The sequence below is a fragment of the Actinoplanes campanulatus genome (assembly GCF_014647795.1).
Taxonomy (GTDB): Bacteria; Actinomycetota; Actinomycetes; order Mycobacteriales; family Micromonosporaceae; genus Actinoplanes; species Actinoplanes campanulatus.
Map to the genome: position 1 here is coordinate 961342 of NZ_BMPW01000001.1, position 13484 is coordinate 974825.

Annotated in this window: 10 protein-coding genes; 4 read left to right on the forward strand and 6 right to left on the reverse strand. The window is 70.5% G+C overall.

Going from position 1 to position 13484, the window contains the following annotated elements:
• The first annotated feature begins 54 nt into the window (after positions 1-54).
• Genes IEZ13_RS04255 through IEZ13_RS04265 form a run of 3 tightly spaced genes read left to right on the forward strand, consistent with a single transcriptional unit; the run spans position 55 to position 2624 of the window.
• A complete protein-coding gene (locus IEZ13_RS04255) occupies positions 55-1095 on the forward strand; it encodes an RNA ligase (RefSeq protein WP_183216814.1) in 1041 nt (346 codons plus the stop codon).
• A gap of 13 nt (positions 1096-1108) precedes the next feature.
• On the forward strand, positions 1109-2005 hold the full coding sequence (locus IEZ13_RS04260; protein ID WP_183216816.1) for a phosphatase domain-containing protein: 897 nt from the start codon (positions 1109-1111) through the stop codon (positions 2003-2005).
• Position 2006: 1 nt separating this feature from the next.
• Positions 2007-2624 (forward strand): RNA ligase family protein, encoded by a 618-nt coding sequence (locus tag IEZ13_RS04265; protein ID WP_183216817.1) that lies wholly within the window; start codon positions 2007-2009, stop codon positions 2622-2624.
• Positions 2625-2689: 65 nt separating this feature from the next.
• On the opposite strand, the gene IEZ13_RS04270 is transcribed toward IEZ13_RS04265, so the two are convergent.
• The 5 genes from IEZ13_RS04270 to IEZ13_RS04290 all read right to left on the reverse strand — a co-directional run bounded on the left by IEZ13_RS04270 (position 2690) and on the right by IEZ13_RS04290 (position 11811).
• Positions 2690-3799, reverse strand: coding sequence for a nitric oxide synthase oxygenase (locus IEZ13_RS04270; protein ID WP_373292963.1), 1110 nt, complete (start codon positions 3797-3799; stop codon positions 2690-2692).
• 190 nt (positions 3800-3989) lie between these two features.
• A complete protein-coding gene (gene rho / locus IEZ13_RS04275) occupies positions 3990-5966 on the reverse strand; it encodes a transcription termination factor Rho (protein ID WP_183216822.1) in 1977 nt (658 codons plus the stop codon).
• A 293-nt stretch (positions 5967-6259) separates the two neighbouring features.
• Positions 6260-7204, reverse strand: coding sequence for a homoserine kinase (gene thrB, locus IEZ13_RS04280; protein WP_183216824.1), 945 nt, complete (start codon positions 7202-7204; stop codon positions 6260-6262).
• Positions 7205-7224: 20 nt separating this feature from the next.
• Positions 7225-8481 carry an MFS transporter gene (locus IEZ13_RS04285; RefSeq protein WP_183216826.1) on the reverse strand — a complete coding sequence of 419 codons (1257 nt, stop codon included), beginning with the start codon at positions 8479-8481 and terminating at the stop codon, positions 7225-7227.
• Positions 8482-8544: 63 nt separating this feature from the next.
• Positions 8545-11811 (reverse strand): efflux RND transporter permease subunit, encoded by a 3267-nt coding sequence (locus IEZ13_RS04290; protein ID WP_183216828.1) that lies wholly within the window; start codon positions 11809-11811, stop codon positions 8545-8547.
• Between the two features lie 39 nt (positions 11812-11850).
• Between IEZ13_RS04290 and IEZ13_RS04295 the strand changes: the two genes are divergently transcribed.
• Positions 11851-12423 carry a MarR family winged helix-turn-helix transcriptional regulator gene (locus IEZ13_RS04295; protein WP_229794430.1) on the forward strand — a complete coding sequence of 191 codons (573 nt, stop codon included), beginning with the start codon at positions 11851-11853 and terminating at the stop codon, positions 12421-12423.
• On the opposite strand, the gene thrC is transcribed toward IEZ13_RS04295, so the two are convergent.
• On the reverse strand, positions 12420-13469 hold the full coding sequence (thrC, locus tag IEZ13_RS04300; RefSeq protein ID WP_183216829.1) for a threonine synthase: 1050 nt from the start codon (positions 13467-13469) through the stop codon (positions 12420-12422). The genes IEZ13_RS04295 and thrC overlap by 4 nt on opposite strands.
• Positions 13470-13484: the final 15 nt, after the last annotated feature.

Genomic DNA, 13484 nt, shown 5'->3' on the forward strand with positions numbered 1-13484 from the left:
TGCTGGTTAACGTGAGCGTCCCTCCGTTCATTCCAGCCCCCGGGAAGGCACCCCATGACGCTGCTCCACGACGTCCTCGATCCGGTCGAACTGACCGAGGCGATCGGAAACGGACTGATCCGGACGCAGCGCCACCCCAGCCTGCCGTTCGTGATCTACAACTACACCGAGGCCTGCCAGTACAGCGGCGCCTGGACGCCGATCACCCTGGCCTGCCGGGGCCTGGTGGTGGACGCCGGCGGCCGGATCGTGGCCCGGCCGTTCCGCAAGTTCTTCAACCACGACCAGGCGCAGGCTCCGGCGCTCGATCCGGGCGCCCGGGTCTCGGTGACGGACAAGGCCGACGGCAGCCTCGGTGTGATCTATCACGACGGCTCCGGCTACGCCGTCGCCACGCGTGGGTCCTTCGCGTCGGATCAGGCACTGCACGCCACAGACCTTCTGCGTACGCGGTACGCGTCCTTCGTACCCCCGGCGGGTTTGACCGTGCTTGTCGAGATCATCTATCCGGGTAACCGGATCGTCGTGGACTATCGGGGCCTCGACGACCTGGTGCTTCTCGGGGCCGTCGACATCGCCACCGGCCGCAGCTTCGGCCCGGAGGCGGTGCCGGGCTGGCCGGGCCCGGTGGTCGAGACGTTCGGTTACGCGACGCTGACCGAAGCGCTGGCCGCTCCGCCGCGCGACGGCCAGGAGGGCCTGGTCGTGCACTTCACCGACGCCGACCAGCGGGTGAAGATCAAGTACGCGGACTACGTCCGGCTGCACCGTCTGGTCACCGGGCTCACTCCGCGCAGCGTGTGGGAGCTGCTGGTCACCGGCGGCGACCTGGACGCCATGCTGGAGCCGCTGCCGGACGAGTTCCACGTGTGGGCGCGGGGTGTCGTGACGGAACTCACCGCGGAGGTCGAGGCACGGGCGGCCGCGGTCGAGGCCGCCTTCGACGAGATCGTCGCCGGGCTGCCGGAGGGCTGGGGCCGCCGGGAGTTCGCGATCGAGGCGGTGCGCAGTGGGCACCGCGCCGAGCTGTTCCTCCGGCTGGACGGCAAGGATTACCGTCCCGGCCTGTGGCAGCGGGTCCGGCCGGCCGGTTGAGGGGTAACTGGGGATGACACGACTTCTGATCACGCGCGGCCTGCCGGCCTCCGGCAAGACGACGTTCGCGCGCAAGCTCCAGCCCGGCGTGGTCCGGGTGAACCGGGACGACCTGCGCCGCATGCTGCACGGCGGCCGGCTCTACACGCAGGTGGCCGAGGGCCAGGTCACGCACGCCCAGCGGTCCGCCGTGGAGGCGCTGCTGCGGGCCCGGGCCAGCGTGATCGTCGACGACACGAACCTGCGTGCCAAGACGGTCCGTGAGTGGGCCGAGATGGCGGCCCGGTTCGAGGCGTCGTTCGAGGTGCACGACTTCACCGACGTGCCGGTCGGCGAGTGCGTCCGGCGCGACGCCGAGCGTCCCGAGGGCGACCGGGTCGGCGAGGACGCGATCCGGCGCCTGCACGACCGCTATCTGGCTGGGAAGAACCTGCCGCTGCCGGTCCCGTTCGTCGAGCGGGGCGGGCCGGGGGTGGTCTACCGGCCCGATCCGGAGCTGCCCGAGGCGGTGCTGGTCGACATCGACGGGACGGTGGCGCTGATGAACGGCCGCAGCCCGTACGACTGGCGCCGGGTCGGCGAGGACGAGCCCAACCCGGCGGTGATCGCCGCGGTCCGGGCGATGCACGCCGCGGGGCACGCGGTCGTCTTCTGCTCCGGGCGGGACGCGGTGTGCCGCCCGGAGACCGAGGCCTGGCTGGACCTGTACGTCGGGGTGCCGTACGAGGCGTTGTTCATGCGTGCCGAGGGCGACAGCCGGAAGGACTCGATCGTCAAGCGAGAGATCTTCGACCGTGAGGTCAGGGAGCGCTGGCGGATCGTCGGAGTGTTCGACGACCGTCAACAGGTGGTACGCATGTGGCGGCAGCTCGGCCTGACCGTGTTCCAGGTGGCGGAGGGAGATTTCTAGGGTGAAATACCCGCGGACGTTCCATCTGCCCGGCTCACCGGGAGCGACCGCCGACGACCGGATTCAGCATGATCTGTCCTGGTTGGATGGCGAGCTCGTGGTGACCGAGAAGATGGACGGCGGGAATCTCACCTTCACCCGGGACACCATGTTCGCCCGCTCGCTCGACTCCGGCACCCACCCGTGGGACCGTCCGGCGAAGGCGCTGTGGGCCATGACGGCGTACCGGATACCCGACGACTGGCGTGTCTGCGGTGAGTCCATGTGGGCCCGCCGCAGCGTCGCCTACACCGATCTGCCCGGTGTCTTCCTGGTCTTCGGGATCTGGGACGAGACGGACACACTGCTCGGCTGGGACGACACCGTCGACTGGGCCCGCCGCCTGGAGCTGCCCGTCGTCCCGGTCCTCTACCGGGGCGGCAGCCTCTCCGAGGCCCGTGCCGCCTGGGCCGCCCAGCGCACCGAGGACGACTCGGAGGGCTTCGTGGTCCGCGCCACCGGCCGCATCCCGGCGTCCGAGTTCGATCACAAGGTCCTGAAGTGGGTCCGCCCCGGCCACGTGCGTACGCCCGCCTCCTGGCGTCACCGCGACGACTTCCCGGTCAACGAGTTCGCGTAGATCCGGCCGGCTCCCAGAGCTGTCTCGACGCCGTTGAGACAGCCCTCACGGCCAGTCGTGGTTGATCATCCCCGGTACGGGCACCGCGAGCCGTGCCGGGCCAGATCGGCGGCCTCGTCGTCCAGGTAGAAGGCCGGCCGCTCGTCGAACTCGTCGTAGTAGCGGTGGAATACCGGGGTGATGCCGCCGGAGATCGGCGGGACGATCCAGCTCCAGTCGGCGGGGACCCGGCGCCCGGCCTTCTCCTCGTTGCGCAGGTGCGTGATGAAGCGCTGCGACTCGGTGTGGTGGTCGCTCATCTTGACCCCGGCACGCTCGAAACTGTGCAGGACGGCCCGGTTCAGCTCGACCAGCGCCCGGTCCCGCCACAGCGTCGACTCCCGGCTGGTGTCCAGGTTCATCCGCGCGGCGACCAGCGGCAGCAGGTTGTAGCGGTCGGCGTCGGCGAGGTTCCGCGCGCCGATCTCCGAGCCCATGTACCAGCCGTTGAACGGGGCGAGCGGATAGTGCACGCCGCCGACCGTGAGCCGCATGTTGGAGATCGCCGGTACGGCGTGCCAGCGCAGCCCCAGCTCGGCGAACCACGGATGGTCGGGGTGGCTGAGCGGCACCTCCCGGATGGCTCGCTCGGGCAGCTCGTAGAGGCGCACCCCGTCCCCGGGCGTCTCGATCACCAGCGGCAGCACGTCGAACGCCTCGTCCTTGCCCTGCCAGCCGTAGCCGCGGACGGCCTCGGTGAACTCGATCATCCGCGGGTCGCCGACCGTGCCGCCGACCTCGGTCCGGTACCCGGCGTAGCGGATGAGCTGCTCGTTCCAGATCCGGGCGTGCTGCTGGCCGGGCTGGGCCGGGGCGAAGACGCTGATCACCGGGCGGATCTGCCCGCTCCCGGCGGCCTGGAGGTGCTGCACCAGCAGCGAGTAGATCTCGTCGGCGGTACGGGCGCGCCGGCGGTCCAGCACCAGGAGGCTGCGCCAGTAGAGCCGCCCGATGCACCGGCTGGCGTTGCGCCAGGCCATCTTCGCGCCGTGGGTCAGCTCGTCCGTGGTGTGCACGTAGCTCCCGGTCGCGGCGATCTGCGCGCGGACGATGGCGAGTCGCGGCTCGACCGGTCCGAGGCGTGGGTTCTCGGTGTAGCAACGCCGTAGGAAGTCCTCGGCCTCGCCGGGATCCACGGGTGAGCTCGGATCCCAGGGTTCCGCCGGTTGGTCCCGGTAACCGGGCACGATCATCGAGCGCCTCCGGATTGTCGTGGGATGGGGATACCGGAGGTTCGCACGACCCCGTAGCGGGCGAATCAGACAAGGTGTGCGACAAAAGCGGAGCGGCCCACCCGATTGGGTGGGCCGCATCACATTTGTACCGTTACTCGCCAGGCGTCGACTTGGCGATCTGCATCAGGAACTCGATGTTGGTCCGGGTCTGCTTGAGCCGGTCCATCAGGAGGTCCAGAGCCGCGCCGGACTCCAGCGAGCTGAGCACCTTGCGGAGCTTGTGGATGATCGCCAGCTCCTCCTTGCCCAGCAGGATCTCTTCCTTACGGGTGCTGGAGGCGGAGACGTCCACGGCCGGGAAGACCCGCTTGTCGGCGATCTTCCGGTCCAGCTTGAGCTCGGCGTTACCGGTGCCCTTGAACTCCTCGAAGATGACCGTGTCCATCATCGACCCGGTCTCCACCAGCGCGGTGGCGAGAATGGTCAGCGAACCGCCGTTCTCGATGTTGCGCGCCGCGCCGAGGAACCGCTTCGGCGGGTAGAGCGCGGTCGAGTCGATACCACCCGACATGATCCGGCCGGAAGCCGGAGCGGCCAGGTTGTACGACCGGCCGAGCCGGGTCACCGAGTCGAGCAGCACGACCACGTCGTGGCCCAGCTCGACCAGCCGCTTGGCCCGCTCGATGGCGAGCTCGGCGACCGTGGTGTGGTCCTGCGGCGGACGGTCGAACGTGGCCGCGATGACCTCGCCCTTCACCGTGCGCTGCATGTCGGTGACCTCTTCGGGACGCTCGTCCACGAGCACGACCATCAGGTGGCACTCGGGGTTGTTGCGGGTGATCGCGTTGGCCAGCGCCTGCAGGACCATCGTCTTACCGGCCTTCGGCGGGGAGACGATGAGCGCGCGCTGGCCCTTACCGATCGGCATCACCAGGTCGATGATGCGGGTGGTGAGGATGTGCGGCTCGGTCTCCAGCCGCAGGCGCTCCTGCGGGTAGAGCGGGGTGAGCTTGTAGAACTCGGGACGGCGGCGGGCCTCGTCCGGCTCCATCCCGTTGATGGTGTCGAGCCGGACCAGCGGGTTGTACTTGTCCCGCCGCTGTCCGTCGTTGCCACCCTCACGCGGGGCGGAGCGAACCGCACCGGTGACCGCGTCACCGCGGCGCAGACCGTACTTCTTGACCTGCGACATCGAGACATAGACGTCGTTCGGCCCGGAGAGGTAGCCGGTGGTGCGGACGAACGCGTAGTTGTCCAGCACGTCCAGGATGCCGGCCACCGGGACGAGCACCTCGTCCTCGGCGACGTGCGGCTCCCGGCCCTCCCGCTGGCCGCGGTCGTCACGCTGGTCGCCGTCGCGGTCCCGGCCCCGGCGGCGGTCCCGGAAGCGGCTGCGCCGGCTCCGGCGGCCACCCTCTTCGTTGTCGTCGTCGTCGTGACCCTGGTCACCACGACCCTGGTCACCACGACCCTGGTCGCCACGACCCTGGTCGCCACGACCCTCGGCACGCTGACCACGGTCGTTGCCGCGGTCCTCGCGCTGCTGGTTGTCACGCTGGCCGTCACGCTGGTTGCGCTGCCGGTCCCGGTTGCGCTCACCGCGCTCCGGCCGGTCGCCGCGTTCGGGACGCTCGGTGGTCTCGACCGCGGGCGCGGGCGCCTCGGCCGGGGCCGCAGCGGCCTCCACGGTCGCCGCCTCCGGCTCGCGCGGGGCGGTTTCCCGGGGCTCCCGCGAAGCGCGCTCACGGCGGCTCCGGGCGGGGCGCTCGGCCGGAGCCGACTCAGCGGGTGCGGCTGCGGTTTTGGGCGCCTCGGCCGGAGCGGCCTGGGCCGGGGCCGGCTGCGCGGGGGCGGCGACAGCCTCGGCGCTGTTGGTACGCGGGCGCGGGGCCGGCTCGGCGGCGGGCGTCCCGCCGCTCTGGCGCTCGGTGATCGCGGCGATCAGCTCGCCCTTGCGCATCCGGGCGGTGCCGGAGATGCCGAGGGAGGCGGCGAGGCTCTGCAACTCGGGCAGCAGCATCGCGGACAGCCCGGTGCCGCCCCGGCGGCGCTTCGTAGCGGTCGCGGTGGTGCCGGCGCCGTCAGCGACGTCAGAAACACCCGACGTCACGTCGGTGGTGTCGCTCAATGGATTCCTTCCGTCGGAAAAAGCCCGAGTCCACCCGGAACTGCAGCCTGGGCCGGGTGCCCTCGGAACCCGCTTCGCAACAGCGGCGCGGGAGTTAGTGCAGCACGGCAGCTCGACCGGTATCCCTGCCCGTCAGGGCTTGACGGGTAGGTCTCGGCGAGTGCAGCGATCTATGGATGCTGCCCGGCGTTTGCCTTGATGAGAGTTGAGAAAGGCCGTAGGCCAGAAACCTCGGGGGTGCGCCGAACCGCAGAGATCGCTTGCTTCGCGGCTGTGCTAGGTCTTGAGCGTAGTCAACTCGTGCGACCTGCGGCAACAGGGCCCCGCTCGGCGTGTTCCACCATACCCCCTTTCACACGAGCACCGGCGTCATCCACGCCCAGCACTTCGCTGTGCCAGTGCGCACCCGGCGCGAAATCGGCCGGGACCTGGGTCAACGCGAGCACGGTCGGGCCGGCTCCACTGACCACGGCGGCCACCCCGGCCGCCCGGAGGGCCGCCACCAGGGACGCCGATCCCGGCATCCCCGGAGCGCGGTAGTCCTGATGCAGCCGGTCCTCGGTGGCCGGGAACAGCAGGGACGGATCCGTGGTGAGCGCGTGCGTGAGCAGGGCGGCCCGCCCCGCGTTGAACGACGCGTCGTGGTGCGGGACCTCCGGCGGCAGCGCGGCGCGCGCGGACGCCGTATACCCCAACTCGGAGGGGATGAAAACGGTGGGGCGCACACCGGCGGCCGGGGTCAGAGTGACGGCACGGGCGCCGTCCGGCTCGGTCCACGCGACGGTGAAGCCACCGAGCAGGCAGGGCGCCACGTTGTCCGGGTGGCCCTCGAGACGGGCCGCGATCCGCAGCGCGGCCGCGTCGTCGATCAGCTCGAGACCGCCTTTGATCAGTCCGCGGGCCAGCTGCACGCCGCCCACGATGGCCGCCGAGGAGCTGCCCATGCCACGGGCCTGCGGGATCCGGTTGACGCACTCGACGGCGACGCCCGGCGGCCGCTCGCCGGCCTCGTCGAAGGTCGCCAGCATGGCCCGCACCACCAGGTGGTCGGGGCCGGTCGGCAACTCGCCCGCGCCCTCGCCGTACACCGTGACCGTGTAGGAGTCGCCGGTTACCCGGGCGGTCAGGTCGTCGTACAGCGTCAGCGCCAGGCCCAGGGCGTCGAAGCCGGGGCCGAGGTTGGCGCTGGTCGCCGGCGTGCTGACGAAGACCGGTTCGGTGACGAAGGACAAACCCATCGCCACATGCTAGGCGCTGATCATTTCGGGGGCGGCTCACGGTCCCGGTGATCGGCGAATGTCGGCTCGGTGGACGGGCGGAGCCGGCGGGTGGCCAGCCGCCACCCGATCGCATAGGTGAGGGTGATCGACGCGCACCCCGCGATGATCCACTGCTGGTCGACACGGTCGATGACGGCGCCCGCGGCCAGCTGGCTCACCGCGATGGCGACCGTCGCCAGCATCATGTCGGTGGCGAAGACCCGGCCGCGCAACTCGTCGGGCACCTCGCCCTGGAGCGCGAAGTTGGACAGCACCCAGTTGCTGCCGCCGGCGAAATGCGCCACGAAGACCAGGGCCAGCGTGAGCGGGAACCACGGCGCGAAGGCGACACCCAGGTAGCCGACGCCGTACAGGCCCATGGACACGGCCAGACCGGGCAGCAGCCAGGACGGGCGGGTCAGCACCGGGCGCATCACCAGCGGCCCGATCAGGGCGCCCAGGCCGCGCAGCGCGAACAGCAGGCCGGTGCCCAGCGCCCCGGCCCCGTGCGCCGCCGCGATCAGCGGGAACACGGTCAGCACCCCGTTGCCCAGGCCAACCGCCGACTTCACCGTCACGAGCGCCCGCAGGCGGGGGCGCAGGGCGATGTGGCGCAGCGACTCGAGCAGGGCGGTCAGGACCCGGGCCGGCTCGCCGTCGCCGCTGCGCGGCGCCTGCATCGGACGCCGGATCAGGGCGGTCAGCAGGCTTCCGGTGAGCAGGCAGACGGCGGTCACGGCAAAGCAGGCGTACGGACTGAAGACGCTGCTCACCACGCCGCCGAGGGAAGCGCCCACCACGGTCATGGTGCCCCACGCGGAGCCGGCGATGGTGTTCGCGGCCGGCAGGTCGGCGGGGTCCACCAGGTTGGGCAGGGCGGCCGACGCGGCCGGGGAGTAGAACGCCTTCGACACCGCGATGGCCCCGACCGCCACCAGGGCGAGCGGGGCGGTCGCCGCGGAACGCACCGCGAACAGCAGCAGCACCGACAGGAAGGCCGCGGCGTTCGCGATGATCAGGATCCGGCGGCGGTCCACCCGGTCGGCGACCGTGCCGGTGAAGGGCAGCAGCAGCGCCAGGATGCCGGTGTCCACGGCCAGCACCAGAGCGCCCATCAGGCCACCGCCGGTCAGCTCCGGCAGCAGCACCAGCAGCGGCACCATGACGAACCAGTCCGCTCCGAAGACCACCAGCTCAGCGGCGAACAGCCGGCGGAAGTCACGGTTGCGGGTAAGGACCGAGAAGTCTGCTGGCACGTACCGAAGTGTAGATACGCCGATGCCCGGCCGCGGCGGGCCGGGCATCGGTTCGGATCTCGCCTACTCGGCCGGGTTCGCCGGCTTCCGCGGCATCTTCAGCACCTCGAACTGGTCGGTCAGGCCGCGCAGCGCGGACTTCCCACCCGCCTCCGGCGCCTCGTGCGCGCCGCCGCTGGAGTCCGGCGCCACACCGGCCGGCACCAGGTCGTCGACGGGCTTGTCGGCGGCGTGCTTCGGCTCACCGGCGACCTGTCCCTTGATCAGCCGCTTCGCCTGCCGCTTGGCCCGGCTCTTCTCCTTCCGGTTCTCCACCATGGTGTAGAGGGTCGGCACCAGGATCAGGGTCAGCAGGGTCGAGCTGACCAGGCCGCCGATCACCACGATGGCCAGCGGCTGGGAGATGAAGCCGCCCTCGCCGGTGAGGCCGAGCGCCATCGGGATGAGCGCGAAGATGGTGGCGATCGCGGTCATCAGGATCGGGCGCAGCCGGTGCCGGCCACCCTCGATCACCGCCTCCTGTACGCCGTACCCGGCGGCCCGGTAGTGGTTGATCAGGTCCATCAGCACGATGGCGTTCGTCACCACGATGCCGACCAGCATGAGCACACCGATCAGGGCCGGCACGCCGAGCGCGGTGCCGGTGATCAGCAGCAGGATGATCGCGCCGGTCGCCGCGAACGGGATGGACACCAGCAGGATCACCGGCTGGATCAGGCTCCGGAAGGTGGCCACCATGATCACGAAGACGATCGCGATGGCGGCGAGCACGGCCAGGCCGAGCTGCCCGAACGCCTCCTCCTGGTCGGCGCTGACGCCACCGACGGCCCACTCGGCGCCGGCCGGCAGGTCGAGCTCCTCCAGCGCGGCGGTCAGGTCCTGGTTGATCTGGGTGAGGTTGTCGCCGGTGACCGCGCCGGTCACGGTGACGGTACGGCTGCCGTCCACCCGGTTGATCTCGACCGCGCCGTCCACCTGCTTGACGTCGGCGACCTGGTCCAGCGGGACCACGCCGCGCGGGGTGGTGAGCGGAACGGCGCGCAGTGCGGCCGGGTCGGCGGGCGCCGTGCCGAACGAGATCACCACGTCCTGGGTGGTGCCGTCGACGTTGATCTGGCCGGCCGGGGCGGACTGGAACAGCGCCGCCACGTTCTGGGCGATCTGCGCCTCGGTGAGACCCACCTGCGCGGCGGCCTTGCGGTCCACCACCACGTCGAGACGCGGCACGCTCTCGGCGAGCGAGGTGTCGACGTCGGCGACCCCGGCCACCCCGGTCATCGCCGTACGGACCTGCTCGGTGGCCGTGGTCAGGGCCTCGTTGTCGGGGGCGGTCACCGAGACCGACAGCTGGCTGCTGCCGAGACCGGCGCCTTCCTGACCGATCTTGACCTCACCGGCGCCGGACAGCCCGTCGAACTTCCGGTCCAACTCGTCGGAGATCTCCGCGGCGTCCGCGTCCTCCTCCAGCGCCACGTTGTAGGTGGCGGTGCCGGCGCCGCCGCCACCCGCGAACGGGTTGGCGGAGCTGCCGCCGACGGTCACCTGGTACGTCTTGACGCCGTCCTGGTCCGCGAGGATCGCCTCGACCTGCTTGGCCGCCTCGTCGGTGGCCGCCAGGCTGGTGCCGGCCGGCATCTCCTGGCTGATCGTGATGCTGTCCTGCCCCGACTCGTCGAGGAAGTTGGTCTCCAGCCGGGTGCTCAGGGCGAACGTGCCGAGCAGCACCGCGATGCCGATGAGCACCGTGGTCCAGCGCTTCGTGGTGGCGAACCGGATCACCGGCAGGTAACCACGCTGGAGCGGGCTGCGCAGCTCCTTCTCCTCGGCGGCCTTGCGGATCGCCTCGGTGTCGGCGCCGGCCGGCGGCGGCTTGAGGAACCAGTACGCCAGCACCGGCACGATCGTCAGCGACACCACGAGGGAGGCCAGCAGGGCCACCGTCACGGTAATCGCGAAGGACGAGAAGATCTGCCCGACCAGGCCGCCCACCAGGGCGATCGGGGCGAACACGGCGACCGTGGTGAGGGTCGAGGCGACCACCGCCCCGGCCACCTCACGAACCGCCGTGAGGATGGCGTGGACCTTCTCCTCGCCGTACTCGAGATGGCGTTTGATGTTCTCCAGGACGACGATCGAGTCGTCCACGACCCGGCCGATCGCGATGGTCAGCGCGCCCAGGGTGAGCAGGTTGAGGGTGTAGTCGCCGACCCAGAGCGCGATCAGCGCGATCAGCACGGACAGCGGGATGGACACCGCGGTCACCAGGGTGGACCGGACGCTCATCAGGAAGATCAGGATGACCACGACCGCCATCAGCAGGCCGAGCAGGCCCTCGGTGGTGAGGCTTTCGATCGAGCGCTCCACGTACGGCGCCTGGTCGGTGATGACGGTCAGCGTCGCGCCGGAAGCCTTCTCCAGGTCGAGCAGCATGTCCCGGACCTCGTGCGAGATGTCCACCGGGTTGCCGTCCGGCCGCGCGGTGACCGCGATGCCGAGGCTGTTCACCCCGTCGGTCCGGGTGTACGACTCCGCGGGCGGCAGCTTGCTCTCCACGGCGGCCACGTCACCGAGCCGCACCGGCCCGCGCGAGCCGGTCAGGTAGACGTCCTTGAGCTGGTCGACGGTGGTGATCGGGGTGCCCACCTGCACGGTCAGCGACTTGTCGCCCTCGACCACGGTGCCGGCCGGGATGGAGACGCCGTTGGCCTGGAGCACGGTGGTGAGCGAGGCGGGGCTGACCCCGGCGGCGCCCATCTTCGCCATGTCCGGAGTGATCACCACTTCCAGGGCGCGGGCGCCGGTGACCTGGGTGTCGCGGACACCCTCGATGCCGTTGAGCTCGGGCACCACGGTCTCGTTGAGCGCGGCGAGCAGCTCGGCCTCGTCCTTGTCACCGGACGAGGCGGCCAGCACGATCGCCGGGATGTCGTCGGTGCCGCCCGCGAAGACGGTCGGGTCGACGTTCTCCGGCAGCTGCTGCTGGATCCGGTTCACCGAGGTGGTGACCTGGTTGACGGCGGACTCGATGTCCGTACCGAACTCGAAGAGCACGACCACGCTGGACACGTTCTCGCGCGAGGTCGAGGTCACGCTGTCGATGCCGTCGATGCCCTTGACCGCGTCCTCGATCGGCTTGGTCACCTGTTCCTCGACCGCTTCCGGCGAGGCTCCGGGCAGGACCGCGCTCACGAACGCGGCGGGCAGCTCGATCGAGGGGAAGAGCTGCTGCTTGAGGGACGGGATGGCGTAGAGCCCGAAGCCGCTGATCACGATTGCGATCAGGGCGACGAGACCTCGGTTGGCAAGGCTAAGCCGTGTCAGTGCTGACATGGGGGCTCCCCCGAGAAAGGTTCGGTCGATACTGATAGTTTGCATGACGCGAACAAATGGTTTTCGCCGGGGTTCCACTGGTACCGTCCGAGGTCGGACGGTCCCGTACCGGCCATCAGCACGTCACAAGAGGAGCGCGCGGTGGGCGAGAAAGAGCAGCTCATCGCGGACATCATGGGCGCGCAGATCCGGTTGGAGCATCTGTTCGCCGGAGATCGGTCGGATCCGCTCTTCTCCTCGCACCTGACCATGTCGCAGCTGAAGATCATGCTGCTGCTGGCCCGGCACGGCACGATCGCCGGCGGCGAGCTGGCCCGGATGGTCGGTGTGGGAGCGGCCGCGCTCAGCGGCATGATCGACCGGCTGGTCGTGCAGGAGCTGGTCACGCGCACGGAGGACGTGCACGATCGGCGGGTTCGCCGGATCGGGCTGACCAGGGCGGGCACCGAGCTCATCGATGGCATCATCACGGCGGGCGCCACGAAACAGCGCGAGCTCCTCAGCCGTCTCTCAGCCGAGGAGCTCGCGATCGTCGCTCAAGCCATGGAGCTCCTGCTCCGGGAGGCCGCCGCGTGCCCGCCCCCGGAGCCTGAGCCTGAGCCTGAGGATTAGGCCAGGTCCAGCGCCTTCGCCGCGATCAGCGCGTCGTTCGCGATGACGGTCGGCGACGGGGCGGTGGAGATCGCCCACTCCGGGTCCTTGAGGCCATGCCCGGTCACCGTGCAGACCACCCGGGAGCCGACCGGGATCTTCCCGGCCTCCGCCTGCTGGAGCAGACCGGCCACGCTGGCGGCGCTGCCCAGTTCGACGAAGACACCCACCTCGCGGGCCAGCAGGCGGTACGCGTTCAGGATGTCCCGGTCGGTGACCGCCGAGATCAGGCCGCCCGAGGAGTCCCGTGCGTCCAGCGCCTTGGTCCAGCTGGCCGGGTTCCCGATCCGGATCGCGGTGGCGATGGTTGACGGGTTCTCGACCACCTTGCCGTTCACGATCGGGGCGGCGCCGGAGGCCTGGAAGCCGTACATCTTCGGCAGCCTCGTCGAGTTTCCGGCCTCCTTGTCCTCCTGGTAGCCCATCCAGTAGGCGGAGATGTTGCCGGCGTTGCCGACCGGGAGGCAGTGGATGTCCGGAGCGTCCCCGAGCGCCTCGATGATCTCGAAGGCGGCCGTCTTCTGGCCGTGCAGCCGGAAGATGTTCACCGAGTTGACCAGCGCGACCGGGTAGTCCAGGGACAGCTTCGAGGCGAGCGCCAGGCAGTCGTCGAAGTTGCCGTCCACCTGGAGCAGCCGGGCGCCGTGCACGAGCGCCTGGGCCAGCTTGCCCAGCGCGATCTTTCCCTGCGGCACGAGCACCGCGCAGGTGATGCCGGCGCGGGCCGCGTACGCCGCGGCGGAGGCGCTGGTGTTGCCGGTCGAGGCGCAGATGATCGCCTTGGCGCCCTCCTCGACGGCCTTCGACACGGCCATCGTCATGCCCCGGTCCTTGAACGAACCGGTCGGGTTGGCGCCCTCCACCTTGAGGTAGACGTCGGCGCCCGTGCGCTGGGACAGCACCGGCGCCGGCACCAGCGGGGTGTTCCCCTCGTGCAACGAGACCACCGGGGTGGCGTCGGTGACCGGCAGCCGGTCCCGGTACGCCTCGATCAAGCCCCGCCACATGGCCGTTCTCCTCAC

Bases quoted from the DNA above. Each gene is read 5' to 3' on its own strand.
- IEZ13_RS04260 (WP_183216816.1), top strand. From the start codon at position 1,109: ATGACACGACTTCTGATCACGCGCGGCCTGCCGGCCTCCGGCAAGACG.
- thrC (WP_183216829.1), bottom strand. From the start codon at position 13,469: ATGTGGCGGGGCTTGATCGAGGCGTACCGGGACCGGCTGCCGGTCACC.
- thrB (WP_183216824.1), bottom strand. From the start codon at position 7,204: ATGGGTTTGTCCTTCGTCACCGAACCGGTCTTCGTCAGCACGCCGGCG.
- IEZ13_RS04290 (WP_183216828.1), bottom strand. From the start codon at position 11,811: ATGTCAGCACTGACACGGCTTAGCCTTGCCAACCGAGGTCTCGTCGCC.
- IEZ13_RS04255 (WP_183216814.1), top strand. From the start codon at position 55: ATGACGCTGCTCCACGACGTCCTCGATCCGGTCGAACTGACCGAGGCG.